Raw genomic sequence first — 14,861 nt, forward strand, 5'->3', positions numbered from 1 at the left:
TAGGACTATAAAAAGAGTACTGCTTCTATCCGAAGAGCAAAAAGCGCTTGCCAAAATGTTCGGATTTTGATTTGGGTGTCCCAGCGCCAAACTCAGGAAAAATGGTAGCTGCTTTTTGTACACAACCACCATTCCAACACAAACAAATCCCACCCCTACTCTCAAACAAAAACCAGCGTTCCCCTCACCTTAAACCAAGCAATCATTCACCACCGCTAACACCGTTCATTTTCAATTAGATAAGTTATTAACAGGGTGTTGATAAGTTTTTTCGTGGGGAAAAGTGGAGAATTGTGGGAAAATGTGTATTTTTACAGCCTATATATAATATAATAAGGTAATTATGATTAGATTCCTTGGTAATATTGAAGCTAAAGCAGATGCAAAAGGACGCCTTTTCATCCCCGCTCAATTCAGAAAGCAGCTACAGGTTGCCTCTGAAGAAAAGCTCATTATGCGCAAGGACGTCTTTCAGGATTGCCTCACCCTCTACCCGGAAAGCGTGTGGAACAAAGATTTGAATGAACTCCGCGCCCGGCTGAACAAATGGAACTCGGCGCACCAACTCATATTCCGCCAGTTCGTAAGCGATGTCGAAATGATCATCCCCGACGGAAATGGCAGGATACTGATTCCGAAACGCTATTTGCAGCTATGCAGTATCCACAACGAAGTGCGGTTTATTGGCGTAGACGACACAATAGAAATCTGGGCCAAAGAGAAAACAGAACAACCTTTCATGTCTCCCGAAGCATTTGGAAGTGCACTGGAGGAAATCATGAAAACCAGTAACGAACTATAAATCCTCCACCGATGGCAAACGAAGAAATGACATATCACGTTCCAGTAATGCTTAAAGAAAGTGTTGACGGAATGGATATCCAACCCGACGGCATCTATGTAGATGTTACCTTCGGAGGGGGTGGCCATTCCAGGGAGATTCTGTCGCGCCTGGGCAAAAAAGGTGCTTTGCTTAGTTTCGATCAGGATGAAGATGCCGAAAGGAATATTGTAAATGATAAGCGTTTTACTTTCGTACGAAGCAACTTCCGCTACCTGACGAACTTTCTGCGCTACCACAACATCGAGGAAGTGGATGCTATACTTGCCGATCTGGGCGTATCGTCGCATCACTTTGATGATAGCGAGCGCGGATTCTCCTTCCGTTTTGACGGGGCGCTGGACATGCGCATGAACAAACGGGCGGGCATCACGGCGGCCGATGTGGTGAATACATACGAGGAAGAACGCCTGGCGGATATCTTCTACCTGTATGGGGAACTGAAAAACAGCCGCAAACTGGCTTCGGTTATTGTACGCGAAAGAGCTAAAACCAAGATAAGAACTATTGAAGAGTTTTTGAGTATCATCAAGCCACTGTTCGGTAGAGAAAGAGAAAAGAAGGAACTGGCTAAAGTTTTCCAGGCGCTTCGCATAGAGGTGAACCAGGAAATGGAAGCACTGAAAGAGATGCTTATCTCTGCCACCGAAGCGCTTAAACCCGGTGGAAGATTGGTAGTGATTACGTATCACTCGCTGGAAGACCGCATGGTGAAGAACCTGATGAAAACAGGAAACGTAGAAGGGAAACAGATACAGGATTTCTTCGGGAATCTGCAAACACCATTCCGCCTGATCAACAACAAGGTGATTACACCCAGCGAGGAGGAGATTGAAAGGAACCCACGCTCACGGAGCGCAAAGTTGAGAATAGCTGAGAAGAAAAAGCCTATATCATAAGTTTAAAGAAGACCATACTTGGGCGGTTCGCGAACCGCCCCTACAGGGAAATCATTGACTTATGGTGTTAGTACTTAACCAATAGAGAACGAAATTATGGAAGAGAAGAAAGCAGAAGAAAAAAAGAAAAAAGGAGCTTCTCTAAAAAGCATTCTAGGGGGAGACATTTTGGCAACCGACTTTTTCCGTCGCCAAACCAAGTTATTTGTCCTTATTATGGTCTTTGTGATATTCTACATTCACAACAGATACGCCGCCCAGCAACAAATGATCGAGATCGACCGGCTCAAACAAGAACTGATTGATATTAAATACGATGCACTGACCCGCAACTCGGAACTGATGGAAAAGAGTCGCCAGTCGCGCATTGAGGAATACATTTCCAAGAAAGAGACTGAGTTACAAACCGCTACTCACCCCCCATACCTCGTTAGATAATGGCAAACAAGAAAAACATAATGACCCGTTACTTCTTCGTCATCCTGCTTATGGGGCTGACGGGAGTTGCTATTGTCGTTAAAGCCAGCATCATTATGTTTGGTGAACGCCAATACTGGAAGGACGTAGCCGATCGTTTCGTTAAAGAAAATGTGGCCATCAAGCCCAACCGGGGCAATATTTTATCGTCGGATGGTAGTATGATGGCGAGTTCGCTGCCCGAATACCGCATTTATATGGACTTCAAAGCAGGAGGTTACGACAAGGATACTATGCTAACCAACCATATAAGTGAGATTGCTGCCGGGCTGCATAAAATATTCCCCGATAAAAGCGCCGCACATTTTAAAGAGCACTTGCTGAAAGGAAGGAAACAAGGGAGCCGCAATTATTTGATTTACCCTAACCGTATATCCTACATTCAATACAAAGAAGCCAAACGCCTGCCGGTATTCAACCTCAACAAGTATAAAGGTGGATTCCACGAACAGGTGTACAACCAGCGCAAGAAGCCATTCGGTTCACTAGCTGCCCGTACGCTGGGCGATGTTTATGCCGACACCGCACAAGGTGCAAAGAACGGTATTGAACTGGCTTTCGACTCTATTCTGAAAGGACGCGACGGTATTACCCACCGCCAAAAGGTGAAGAACAAATACCTTAACATCGTTGATTTAGCCCCGATAGATGGTTCCGACCTGATTTCGACCATCGACGTGGGTATGCAGGATATCTGCGAGAAAGCGCTTGTCGACAAACTCACAGAGATCAATGCCAACGAAGGGGTTGTTGTGTTGATGGAAGTGGCTACCGGCGAGGTCAAAGCCATTGTCAACATGACCAAAGGCGGCGACGGTAAGTTCCGTGAAACCCGCAATGGTGCTATCAGCAACATGATTGAACCGGGATCGACGTTCAAAACTGCTTCTATTATGGTGGCCCTGGAAGACGGAGTGATCAAAACCACCGATGGAGTCAACACCGGAAACGGGATTATGATGATGCACGGACGCCCGATGCGCGACCATAACTGGCGCCGGGGAGGTTACCAATACCTTACTGTTCCCGAGATTCTGATGGTATCTTCTAATATCGGCGTGTCTTATCTGATAGACAAGCATTACGGAAATAACCCGGACAAATTCGTGGAAGGACTACACCGCATGAGCCTCAACGAATCACTCAATCTACAGATACCGGGCGAGGGTAAGCCCAACATCCGCCGTCCGAAAGACGGACGCTGGTCGAAGACGGCATTGCCCTGGATGAGTATTGGTTACGAAACCCAAGTTCCACCGATCAATACGCTGACTTTCTATAATGCGATAGCCAATAACGGGAAAATGGTGAAGCCTAAATTCGTTAAGGCCATCATGCGCAACGGAGAGATTATAGAAGAGCTTCCTACTGAGGTGATTAACCCGTCGATTTGCTCTGAAAGCACACTGCATCAGATACAAGGAATATTGACAGATGTAGTAAACCATAAGAAAGGATTGGGTAAACCGGCCGGTTCCAAGCAGTTCCTCGTTGCCGGGAAAACGGGTACCGCGCAGGTGTCGCAAGGTGCTGCCGGATACAAAGGCGGAACGGTGAATTACCTGGTTAGTTTCTGCGGTTATTTCCCTGCCGATGCGCCACAGTTTAGTTGTATTGTTGCTATTCAGAAGTCGGGTTTGCCGGCATCCGGAGGATTGATGGCGGGTAGTGTGTTCGGTAAAATCGCCGAGAGGGTTTACGCCAAGAATCTGGTATTGGACATCAGGAATGCGATTGACTCGACAAGCATTGTTATACCCGACGTAAAAGCCGGGGAGCTTGCAGAGGCCAAACGCGTATTGGATGGTCTGAAGATAAACAGCCAAACAGATTTCAGAAGCAAGAAGAACCAGGAGGTTTGGGGAAACACCAATACCCTGGCCAACGAGGTGAACCTTCATGCCAAGGAGATCAACAATAAGGAAGTGCCCAGCGTTATTGGTATGGGCGCAAAAGATGCAGTCTACCTGCTCGAAAGCAGAGGATTGAAAGTGAATCTGTCGGGAGTGGGAACCGTTCGCAGGCAATCCATACCACACGGCACGGCCATCCGCACGGGGCAGTCCATCGCCATTGAGTTGAATTAAACAGAATAATAATATAACTGAGATATAGAGATGAAACTGGGGGAATTACTCAAAAAGGTTCAGGTGATCCAACTGATCGGCTCGCAGGAGATAGATATCACTGGTGTAAACATCGACTCCCGTAAGGTTGCCGCCGGCCACCTGTTTATGGCCATGAGGGGGACGGTGACGGATGGACACGCGTATATCTCTGCGGCTATACAGAATGGGGCCATTGCTGTACTGTGCGAAGAAATTCCCGATGAAAAGGACCGGAACGTAACCTATATCCAGGTGGCCGACAGTGAGGATGCTACCGGAAAAGTGGCAACCATCTTCTACGGTGATCCTACTTCGAAGATCGAATTGGTGGGTGTAACCGGAACGAACGGAAAGACAACCATCGCCACTTTGCTGTACGATCTCTTCCGCAAGTTTGGTTATAAAACCGGGCTACTATCTACCGTATGCAATTACATTGACGGCGAAGCCATCCCAACCGAGCATACCACGCCCGACCCTATCACGCTGAACGCCCTGTTGGGTCGCATGGCGGATGAGGGTTGCAAGTATGTATTCATGGAAGCAAGCTCGCACGCTATTGCCCAGAAGCGTATCAGCGGATTAAGGTTTGCCGGTGGTATCTTCACCAACCTCACCCGCGACCACATAGACTATCATAAAACGATGGAGAACTACCTCAAAGCCAAGAAGAAGTTCTTCGATGATATGCCTAAAAACGCATTCTGCCTAACAAACCTTGACGAAAAGAACGGACTGGTGATGACGCAAAATACCCGGGCGAAAGTAGCAACCTATTCCCTGCGCAGCTTGAGCGACTTCAAAGGACGCATACTGGAATCGCACTTTGACGGTATGTTGCTCGATTTCAACAACAGAGAACTTTTCGTCCAATTCATCGGTCGTTTTAACGCGTCTAACCTTTTGGCTGTGTTCGGCACGGCCGTTCTGTTAGGGAAGAAAGAGGAAGAGGTGTTGATCGCGTTAAGCACGTTGCACCCCGTTGCCGGACGTTTCGACTCGATGCGCTCGCCCAGTGGCTATACAGCGATTGTTGATTACGCGCACACACCCGATGCGTTGGTCAATGTACTGAATGCCATCCACGAGGTGCTCGAAGGTAAAGGCAAGGTGATTACCGTTGTCGGTGCAGGGGGCAACCGCGACAAAGGAAAACGCCCCATTATGGCCAAAGAATCTGCCCGTCTTAGCGACCGAGTGGTGATTACTTCTGACAATCCGCGCTTCGAGGAGCCGCAAGACATCATCAACGATATGCTTGCCGGACTGGATGCCGGGGACCGGAAAAAGACCATCAGCATTGCCGACCGCCGGGAAGCCATCCGCACGGCTTGCATGCTGGCCGAACCAGGAGATGTAGTGCTCGTAGCCGGAAAGGGGCACGAGAACTACCAGGAGATTAAAGGTGTGAAACACCATTTCGATGATAAAGAAATAATAAAAGAGATTTTTGATCAGATGTAACTCTATAAGAACAAGAAAGAAGAATGTTATATTATTTATTTCAATGGCTCCAAGAGTATGACTTCCCCGGTTCGGGCATATTCAACTACGTTTCCTTCAGGGCGCTGATGGCGGTGCTTCTTGCACTGCTGATCTCCAGTATCTTTGGTGATAAGTTTATCAACTTGCTGAAGAGAAAACAAATCACCGAAGTGCAGCGCGACGCCAGCATCGACCCGTTCAATGTGGGCAAGGTGGGCGTTCCGAGCATGGGAGGCGTAATTATTATTGTGGCCATTCTTGTTCCCTGCCTGTTGCTGGGGCGACTGGATAATGTATACATGATTCTGATGCTGATCACTACCGTATGGTTGGGAACACTGGGCTTTGCCGACGACTATATCAAGATATTCAAAAAAGACAAAGAAGGGCTTCACGGTAAGTTCAAGGTCATTGGTCAGGTAGGGCTGGGACTGATCGTAGGGCTTACGCTTTATTTAAGCCCCGATGTGGTGATCCGCGAGAATGTAGAGATCCAGAAGGAAGGTGAAGCTATTGAAGTGGTTCACCAGCCGCACAATATTAAGTCGACTAAAACGACCATACCGTTCTTTAAGAACAATAACCTTGATTATGCCGACCTTGTCGGCTTTATGGGCGAATATGCGCAAGCTGCCGGATGGATTCTGTTCGTCATCGTCACGATCTTTGTAGTGACCGCCGTATCCAACGGGGCAAACTTAAACGATGGAATGGACGGAATGGCAGCAGGGAACTCGGCAATTATCGGACTGACGCTGGGGATACTGGCCTATGTATCCAGTCACGCCGCCTTTGCCAGTTACCTGAACATTATGTTTATCCCCGGAAGTGAGGAGTTGGTTATATTTATCTGCGCTTTCATCGGTGCTTTGATCGGTTTCCTCTGGTATAACGCTTTCCCTGCGCAGGTGTTCATGGGCGACACGGGCAGCCTGACCATCGGGGGGATTATTGCCGTATTTGCCATTATTATACATAAAGAGCTATTGATTCCTATTCTTTGCGGGGTGTTCCTGGTAGAGAACTTATCGGTTATCTTACAGGTAAATTACTTCAAAAGAGGGAAAAAGAAAGGGGTACGCCAACGTATATTCAAGCGCACTCCGATACACGATCATTTCCGTACAACAATGTCGCAACTCGACCCTAACTGTACGTATATGTTCACCAAGCCAACGAATGTATTCCACGAATCGAAAATCACCGTTCGCTTCTGGATCGTAACCATTGTTTTGGCAGCCATAACGATAATAACACTAAAGATAAGATAGCCCCGAGGCGGGGCGGCCAGGTTTCTATGCAGAATAGATAGAAAGCTGATAAAAGAAAAGAATATATATGAGCAAAAGAATAGTAATATTGGGAGCAGGCGAAAGCGGTTCGGGAGCCGCAGTCCTTGCCAAGGTGAAAGGTTTCGACACCTTCGTATCCGATATGTCTGCCATCAAAGATAAATACAAAGACCTGATGGCCAGATACGACATACCGTGGGAAGAAGGCCAACACACCGAAGAACTCATTCTAACGGCCGACGAAGTCATCAAAAGCCCCGGCATTCCGAACGAAGCTCCCCTTATCCTGAAACTCAAGGCACAAGGCACCCCTATTATTTCCGAGATAGAGTTCGCCGGACGCTATACCGATGCCACAATGATATGTATAACCGGTAGTAACGGCAAGACCACGACTACGAGCCTGACGTATCATATATTCAAAAGCGCCGGACTCAACGTCGGACTGGCGGGTAACATCGGCAAAAGCCTCGCCCTGCAAGTAGCCGAAGACCACCACGATTATTACATCATCGAACTTAGCAGCTTCCAGCTCGACAATATGTACGAGTTCCGTGCCAACATAGCCGTACTGATGAACATTACGCCCGATCATCTGGACCGCTACGACCATAATATGCAGAATTACATTGATGCTAAATTCCGCATCACCCAGAACCAGACCCCGGAAGATGCGTTCATCTTCTGGAACGACGACCCGATCATCAAACAGCAACTGGACAAGCATGGCATACACGCCCACCTCTACCCTTTCGCCGCCGTGAAAGAAGATGGAGCCATTGCCTACGTGGAAGATCACGAAGTGGTAATCAACGAGCCGATAGCCTTCAATATGGAACAGGAAAAGCTGGCACTGACCGGCACGCATAACCTCTACAACTCCCTCGCGGCAGGAATATCGGCCAACCTGGCGGGTATCACCAAAGAGAGTATCCGCAAGGCGCTCTCCGACTTTCATGGGGTGGAGCATCGTCTGGAAATGGTGGCCCGTGTGCGCGGTGTCGACTATATCAACGACTCGAAAGCAACCAACGTAAATTCCTGTTGGTACGCCTTGCAGAGCATGACCACCAAAACGGTCCTGATCCTGGGTGGTACGGACAAAGGAAACGATTATACGGAAATCGCCGACCTCGTCCATGAGAAGTGCAGGGGATTGGTGTTCCTGGGGGCAGACAACTCCAAACTGCACACGTTCTTCGACAGCTTCGGCCTACCCATAATAGATGTACACAGCATGAAAGATGCCGTAGACGCTGCATACCATATGGCCCAAAAAGGCGATACCGTACTGTTAAGCCCTTGCTGCGCAAGCTTCGACTTGTTTAAGAATTACGAAGACCGCGGCACGCAATTCAAGGAATACGTAAGAAATTTATGAGAAAGTTTCTCAACCACAATGAGAAAGTTTCATATCTCTCTTGAGAAAGTTTCTCAATACACACGAGAAAGTTTCATAATATGAATGAGAAAGTTTCTCAAATCCAGAAAAAATAACTTATTAGGAGAATAGTAGAGATGGATTTATTAAAGAGTTTATTAAAAGGTGACAGAGTAATATGGATCATTTTCCTTTGCCTCTGTGTGATCTCCATCATTGAAGTGTTCAGCGCCGCCAGCACGCTGACCTACAAAACCGGGGACCACTGGGCGCCTATCACCCAACACGTCACCATCCTCATGGTAGGAGTTGTCGTTGTGGTGGTTGTCCACATGATCCCTTATAAATGGTTCCAGGTGTTTCCTGTGTTCCTGCTTCCGGCGTCCATCCTGCTACTTATATTCGTGGCGGCGATGGGATTCATCACCGGTGACCGTGTGAACGGTGCCGCCCGTTGGATGACCTTCTTCGGCATCCAGTTCCAACCCTCGGAATTGGCCAAAATGGCCGTAATCATCGCTACTTCTTTCATTCTTTCCAAAAAGCAGAGTGACGATGGAGCCAACCCGAAGGCATTCAAATACATTATGATTATCACCGGACTGGTCTGCCTGCTGATTGCACCCGAGAACCTTTCGACAGCCATGCTCCTGTTTGGCGTAGTGGTCTTGCTGATGTTCATCGGGCAGGTGGCCATGAAAAAGCTAGCCTTGCTGCTCGGGGGAATCGCCCTGATAGGCGCCTTCGTTGTGGGTCTGGCCATGGTTGTGCCTAGCGATAGCGACATCCCATTCCTGCACCGCCTCGCCACCTGGAAAAACCGTATCGTCAACTTTACGGAAGATGAAGAAGTGCCCGCCGCCAAATTCGATATCGATAAAGACGCCCAGATAGCCCACGCACGTATCGCCATTGCCACAAGTAACTTCGTAGGTAAAGCACCGGGGAACTCCGTGCAACGCGACTTCCTGAGCCAGGCATTCTCCGACTTCATCTTTGCCATTATTATCGAAGAACTCGGGCTTGTGGGAGGAGGCTTCGTCGTCGCCCTCTACATCTGGCTCCTTATCCGCGCCGGACGAATAGCGCAGAAATGCAACCGCACATTCCCCGCCATGCTCGTAATGGGCATAGCACTGATGCTCGTATCGCAAGCCATACTAAATATGATGGTAGCCGTGGGGCTATTCCCCGTCACCGGTCAACCGCTGCCACTGGTCAGTAAAGGAGGAACGAGTACCCTGATAAACTGCGCCTACATCGGCATGATCCTGAGCGTAAGCCGCTACACCATCCTTCTTGAAAAAGAAAAAGAAGATGCCGCCAAAGCAGCCGAAGAAGAAGCACTCGCCCTGCAAGCCGCAGAGCCTACAGCTCAAGTCCTGAACAGCGACAGCGAATTCGAAAACATGTAAAACGGAATGAGTATGAAACGACCCATAAGAGTAATCATCAGCGGTGGAGGAACCGGCGGACATATCTTTCCGGCCATATCCATTGCCAACGCCATAAAGGAACAGCAACCCGATGCGGAAATCCTCTTCGTAGGTGCAGAGGGCCGGATGGAGATGCAGCGCGTGCCCGATGCCGGATACAAGATTATCGGTTTGCCGATAGCAGGCTTCGACCGTAAGCATCTACTGAAGAACTTCTCTGTCCTGATTAAGATACTCAGAAGCCAGATCAAGGCCCGGCGGATCATCAAAGAGTTTCGTCCCGATGTAGCCGTGGGCGTAGGTGGTTATGCCAGCGGTCCGTTACTGAAAACAGCCGGAATGATGGGTATCCCCACGCTGATCCAGGAACAGAACTCCTATGCCGGGGTAACGAACAAACTGCTTGCCAAAAAAGCCAGGAGAATTTGCGTGGCCTACGATAATATGGGGGCATTCTTCCCCGCCGACAGAATCCTGATGACGGGCAACCCCGTACGCCAGGACTTAGTCAATACATTAATTACACGCCAAGAAGCGCTGAAACCCTTCAACCTCGATCCCACAAAGAAAACAATCCTGATCTTGGGGGGAAGTCTGGGCGCGCGCACGATAAATCAGTGTATCATTGCCAATCTGGAAGCGATCAAACAATCCGGTGTACAATTCATTTGGCAAACGGGCAAGTTCTATTTCGAGCAGGCCGTGGAAGCAGTGAAAGCAGCCGGAGATATTCCAAACCTGTACACCACCGATTTCATCAAAAATATGACCCATGCGTATGCCGCTGCCGATCTGGTGATATCACGTGCCGGTGCCGGCTCCATCTCGGAGTTCTGCTTGCTGCATAAACCGGTGATTCTGGTGCCATCGCCCAATGTAGCCGAAGATCACCAGACTAAGAATGCACTCGCCTTGGTAGATAAACAAGCCGCGCTTTATATTAAGGACAGTGAAGCAGGGGAAAAGCTAATTCCTACTGCACTGGAAACGATACATAATGAGATGCAATTGAAAGAACTGAGTGAGAATATAGCCAAGCTGGCGTTGCCGGACTCGGCGAATATGATTGCTAAGGAAGTGATTTCGTTAATTGAAAAGGAATAATAATGTGTGTATTAATTGCTCCCACCACCTCCCCCCTTCGGGGTACTCCTCCTCGGGCAGGAGGAGAGTTCCTGCGGGCGGCAAGGTGCCGCTGCCAAGTTCCATGCTGCATAGATTCTCCTCCTGCCCGAGGAGGAGTACCCCGAAGGGGGGAGGTGGTGGGAGCAAATTAAATATCTTACCTCAAACCAATAAAATATGAACATAGAAACCATACAATCAGTTTACTTCGTCGGTGCCGGTGGCATCGGCATGAGTGCCCTTATCCGCTACTTCCTTTCCAAAGGAAAGACCGTAGCCGGCTACGACCGTACTCCCAGCGAACTGACAGAAACCCTAAATAAAGAAGGAGCCCAGATCCATTACGAAGACAACATTTCCTTAATCCCCGATAGCTGCAAGGACAAACAAACCGCCCTCATTGTTTATACCCCAGCCGTTCCGCAGGACCATAGCGAACTGACCTTCTTCCGCGAGTCCGGCTTCGAGATACAAAAGCGCGCACAAGTTCTGGGCACCATCACCCACTCCAGCAAAGGATTGTGTGTAGCAGGTACGCATGGTAAGACCACCACATCAACCATGACAGCCCACCTGCTCTACCAATCGCACGTAGGCTGTACCGCCTTCTTGGGTGGCATCTCCAAGAACTACAAAACCAACCTATTGCTTTCGGACAACAGCCCTTACGCCGTTATCGAAGCCGATGAGTTCGACCGCTCGTTCCACTGGCTATCGCCCTACATGTCGGTCATTACCTCAACCGACCCCGACCACCTCGACATCTACGGAACCGAAGCCGCCTACATGGAAAGCTTCGAGAAATACACCTCGCTCATACAACCCGGTGGCTACCTGATTATGCGCAAAGGCATCGCCCTTCAACCCAAGCTACAGCCCGGTGTTACCCTATTCACCTACTCAAGAGACGAAGGCGACTTCCGTGCCGAAAACATCCGCATAGGCAATGGCGAAATCACGATCGACTTCATTGCCCCCGATACCCACATCAAAGATATCAAACTCGGTGTACCGGTCAGCATCAATATCGAGAACGGTGTAGCCGCTATGGCTCTCGCCCACCTGAGTGGTGCCACAGACGCGGAAATCAAACAAGGCATGGAAAGCTTCCGCGGAGTAGACCGCCGTTTCGACTTCAAGATCAAAACCGACCGGCTGGTATTCCTGAGCGACTATGCCCACCATCCATCCGAGATCAAACAGAGCATCCTATCGCTGCGCGAACTATACACCGGCAGAAAGATCACCGTCGTTTTCCAGCCACACCTTTATAGCCGCACCAACGACTTTTACAAGGAATTCGCCGATAGCCTGTCGCTGGCCGACGAAGTCGTCCTACTCGACATTTACCCCGCCCGGGAGCAACCCATCCCCGGTGTAACCAGCGAACTGATCTACAAGAACCTAAGTCCAAACATAGAGAAAAGCCTATGTACCAAAGAAGAATTGGTAGACAGGCTGAGAGATAAGTCATTAGATATATTAATCACCCTGGGGGCAGGAGACATTGAGGATTATGTACCCCGGATTTATCAAATGCTGAACGACATATGATAAAAAGAATACTTCTATCGCTAGTGATGTTGTTGGTCCTGGGCTATTTGGTAATAGCCATCACCGCATTTAACGTCAAGCCAGCCGATCTGGTTTGTCAGGATATCGACTTGGTTATCAAAGACTCGGTTAACGCAGGTTTCATCACCAAGAAAGAAGTAACTTCTATCCTGACCAATAAACAGGCTTACCCGGTAGGGAAAAAGATCGACGAAATAGACCTGAAAGTACTGGAAGGCATACTCGGTACCCATCCGCTGATAGACCAGGTGGAATGCTACAAAACGCCCGGCGGCAAACTTTATGTCGAAGTTACCCAGCGCGTACCCATCCTCCGGGTGATGGGTAGGAACGGCGAAAACTACTTTGTAGATAACAAAGGAACCATTATGCCACCCGAAGCCAGATGCATCGCACACCTGCCAATTGTAACAGGAAACGTAGAAAAGTCGTTTGCTTTGACGGATTTATATCAGTTTGCCTTATTTTTGCAGAAGAATAAGTTTTGGGACGCTCAGATTGAACAGATTAACGTCCTGAAAGGAAGGGAAGTCGAGTTGGTTCCACGCGTTGGCGACCATATCGTATTCCTCGGGAAAATAGATGATTATGAAAATAAGCTAGACCGACTAAAAGAGTTCTACCGCAAAGGATTGAACAAAGTGGGATGGAATAAATATAAGCGGATTAGTGTGGAGTTTGACAACCAGATTATTTGCACGAAGAAAAAGTGAAAACAATCGGTGTTAATCCGTGTTTAAATAAGACAATAAAATAACTTGGCCGCGGCACCTTGCCGCAACTTAAAGACTAAAATATTTAAAACCTGAAATATATGGTGTCAACTACAGATTTTATCGCTGCTATTGAACTCGGCTCGTCTAAGATAGTCGGGATAGTAGGAAAGAAGAATGGCGATGGAAGTATCCAGATCCTGGCCCGCGCAAGAGAAGAATCATCTTCTTTCATCCGCAAAGGCGTGATCTTCAACCTGGATAAAACGGCACAAAGCCTGACATCCATCATCAACAAGCTGGAAAGTTCACTAAACAGTTCCATCGGTAAGGTATACGTAGGTATCAGCGGGCAGTCGCTACATACCGTAAAGAACAGCGTAACGCGCGACCTGAAAGATGAAACCGTAATCTCACAGGAGTTAATCGATGCCATCTGCGATGAGAACCTGGGCACCCGATTAGACGATATGGATATTCTGGATGTTGCACCACAAGAATATAAAGTTGGAAATACGTTACTGCCGGAAGCAGTAGGCGTACCCGCCCATCATATTGAAGGCAATTTTATGAATATCGTAGCACGAACCGCGCTCCGGAAGAACCTGGAACGTTGTTTTGACTTGGCTAAGATCGAAATTGCCGAGATATTTATCTCTCCCATCGTTACCGCACAGGCGATACTTACCGAAAGCGAAATGCGTTCGGGATGTGCGTTGGTAGACTTTGGGGCGGCTACTACTACCATATCAGTATATAAAGGAAACATCCTACGTTTCTTGTCTGTCCTTCCATTGGGTGGAAACAGCATCACCCTCGACATTGCATCCCTGCACATGGAGGAACGGGAAGCCGAGAAGCTGAAACTGAAATATGGTAATGCCATCTTCGATCAGGAATCCGAAGCGCAAGGTCCGGAAACCGTACAATCGGAAGATAGCCACACCAAGGTAGAGTTCTATATATTAAACGATATTATTGAAGCGCGCGCCGAGGAGATCGTTGCAAATGTTTGTAACCAGATCGAACTGTCCGGCTATGCAGATAAACTCTTATCGGGAATCGTAACTACCGGAGGCGGGGCCAACCTGAAGAATATAGATGAGCTACTGCGCAAGAAGAGCAAAATAGATAAAGTCAGAGTAGCGCTTGCACCACACTTCAACGTAAGCTCTTCAGCATACGCCGACCTGAAAGATGGTACTCAGAATACCCTCTTCGGACTTATCGCCTCGGGAACAGAAAACTGTTACCTACCGAAAGTAGAAGAACCGGCAGATCCGTCTAAAGGTCTGTTCGCCGATGATGCAGATCTCATTGCTCAGGAAGCAGCCGCCCGCGAAGAGAAGGAACGAAGAGATAAAGAAGAGAAGGAGCAAAAAGAAGCTGAAAGGATACGCAAGAAGGAAGAAAAGAAGAACCGACCCAACTGGTTCAAATCAACCTTCGACAAACTCTCTAACGAAATCTTCTCCGACGAAGACATGAAGTAGCGGCAAGGTGCCGCTGGGGGTCAGGGACCCCAGCCA

General features: G+C 48.4%; 12 protein-coding genes. All 12 read left to right on the top strand.

Features of this window, described 5'->3' with window-relative positions; all coding sequences use genetic code 11:
- The first annotated feature begins 343 nt into the window (after positions 1 to 343).
- Positions 344 to 802: a division/cell wall cluster transcriptional repressor MraZ gene (gene mraZ / locus D0T87_RS00005; protein WP_163171593.1), complete on the top strand. Its 459-nt coding sequence runs from the start codon at positions 344 to 346 to the stop codon at positions 800 to 802.
- An 11-nt stretch (positions 803 to 813) separates the two neighbouring features.
- Positions 814 to 1,740 carry a 16S rRNA (cytosine(1402)-N(4))-methyltransferase RsmH gene (rsmH, locus tag D0T87_RS00010; RefSeq protein WP_163171594.1) on the top strand — a complete coding sequence of 309 codons (927 nt, stop codon included), beginning with the start codon at positions 814 to 816 and terminating at the stop codon, positions 1,738 to 1,740.
- Positions 1,741 to 1,836: 96 nt separating this feature from the next.
- The gene (locus tag D0T87_RS00015) at positions 1,837 to 2,178 is read left to right on the top strand and encodes an FtsL-like putative cell division protein (protein ID WP_163171596.1); all 342 of its coding nucleotides are present in this window, start codon (positions 1,837 to 1,839) and stop codon (positions 2,176 to 2,178) included.
- A 20-nt stretch (positions 2,179 to 2,198) separates the two neighbouring features.
- Positions 2,199 to 4,304 carry a penicillin-binding protein gene (locus D0T87_RS00020; protein ID WP_163172246.1) on the top strand — a complete coding sequence of 702 codons (2,106 nt, stop codon included), beginning with the start codon at positions 2,199 to 2,201 and terminating at the stop codon, positions 4,302 to 4,304.
- A 30-nt stretch (positions 4,305 to 4,334) separates the two neighbouring features.
- Positions 4,335 to 5,789: a UDP-N-acetylmuramoyl-L-alanyl-D-glutamate--2,6-diaminopimelate ligase gene (locus D0T87_RS00025; RefSeq protein ID WP_163171598.1), complete on the top strand. Its 1,455-nt coding sequence runs from the start codon at positions 4,335 to 4,337 to the stop codon at positions 5,787 to 5,789.
- 23 nt (positions 5,790 to 5,812) lie between these two features.
- Entirely contained in the window at positions 5,813 to 7,081 is a 1,269-nt protein-coding gene (gene mraY, locus D0T87_RS00030) for a phospho-N-acetylmuramoyl-pentapeptide-transferase (protein ID WP_163171600.1), read from the top strand.
- Positions 7,082 to 7,148: 67 nt separating this feature from the next.
- The gene (gene murD, locus D0T87_RS00035; protein ID WP_163171601.1) at positions 7,149 to 8,483 is read left to right on the top strand and encodes a UDP-N-acetylmuramoyl-L-alanine--D-glutamate ligase; all 1,335 of its coding nucleotides are present in this window, start codon (positions 7,149 to 7,151) and stop codon (positions 8,481 to 8,483) included.
- A gap of 137 nt (positions 8,484 to 8,620) precedes the next feature.
- Positions 8,621 to 9,898 carry an FtsW/RodA/SpoVE family cell cycle protein gene (locus D0T87_RS00040; RefSeq protein ID WP_163171603.1) on the top strand — a complete coding sequence of 426 codons (1,278 nt, stop codon included), beginning with the start codon at positions 8,621 to 8,623 and terminating at the stop codon, positions 9,896 to 9,898.
- Between the two features lie 12 nt (positions 9,899 to 9,910).
- Positions 9,911 to 11,023 carry an undecaprenyldiphospho-muramoylpentapeptide beta-N-acetylglucosaminyltransferase gene (gene murG, locus D0T87_RS00045; RefSeq protein ID WP_163171605.1) on the top strand — a complete coding sequence of 371 codons (1,113 nt, stop codon included), beginning with the start codon at positions 9,911 to 9,913 and terminating at the stop codon, positions 11,021 to 11,023.
- 198 nt (positions 11,024 to 11,221) lie between these two features.
- A complete protein-coding gene (gene murC / locus D0T87_RS00050; RefSeq protein ID WP_163171607.1) occupies positions 11,222 to 12,598 on the top strand; it encodes a UDP-N-acetylmuramate--L-alanine ligase in 1,377 nt (458 codons plus the stop codon).
- The gene (locus D0T87_RS00055) at positions 12,595 to 13,332 is read left to right on the top strand and encodes a cell division protein FtsQ/DivIB (RefSeq protein WP_163171609.1); all 738 of its coding nucleotides are present in this window, start codon (positions 12,595 to 12,597) and stop codon (positions 13,330 to 13,332) included. The genes murC and D0T87_RS00055 overlap by 4 nt, the downstream gene beginning before the upstream one ends.
- 104 nt (positions 13,333 to 13,436) lie before the next feature.
- Positions 13,437 to 14,825, top strand: a complete 1,389-nt coding sequence (ftsA, locus tag D0T87_RS00060; RefSeq protein WP_163172248.1) for a cell division protein FtsA — start codon at positions 13,437 to 13,439, stop codon at positions 14,823 to 14,825.
- The last annotated feature ends 36 nt before the right edge of the window (positions 14,826 to 14,861 follow it).

Origin of the sequence: Bacteroides sp. 51, assembly GCF_010500965.1 — a bacterium.
Lineage (GTDB): Bacteria > Bacteroidota > Bacteroidia > Bacteroidales > Bacteroidaceae > Bacteroides.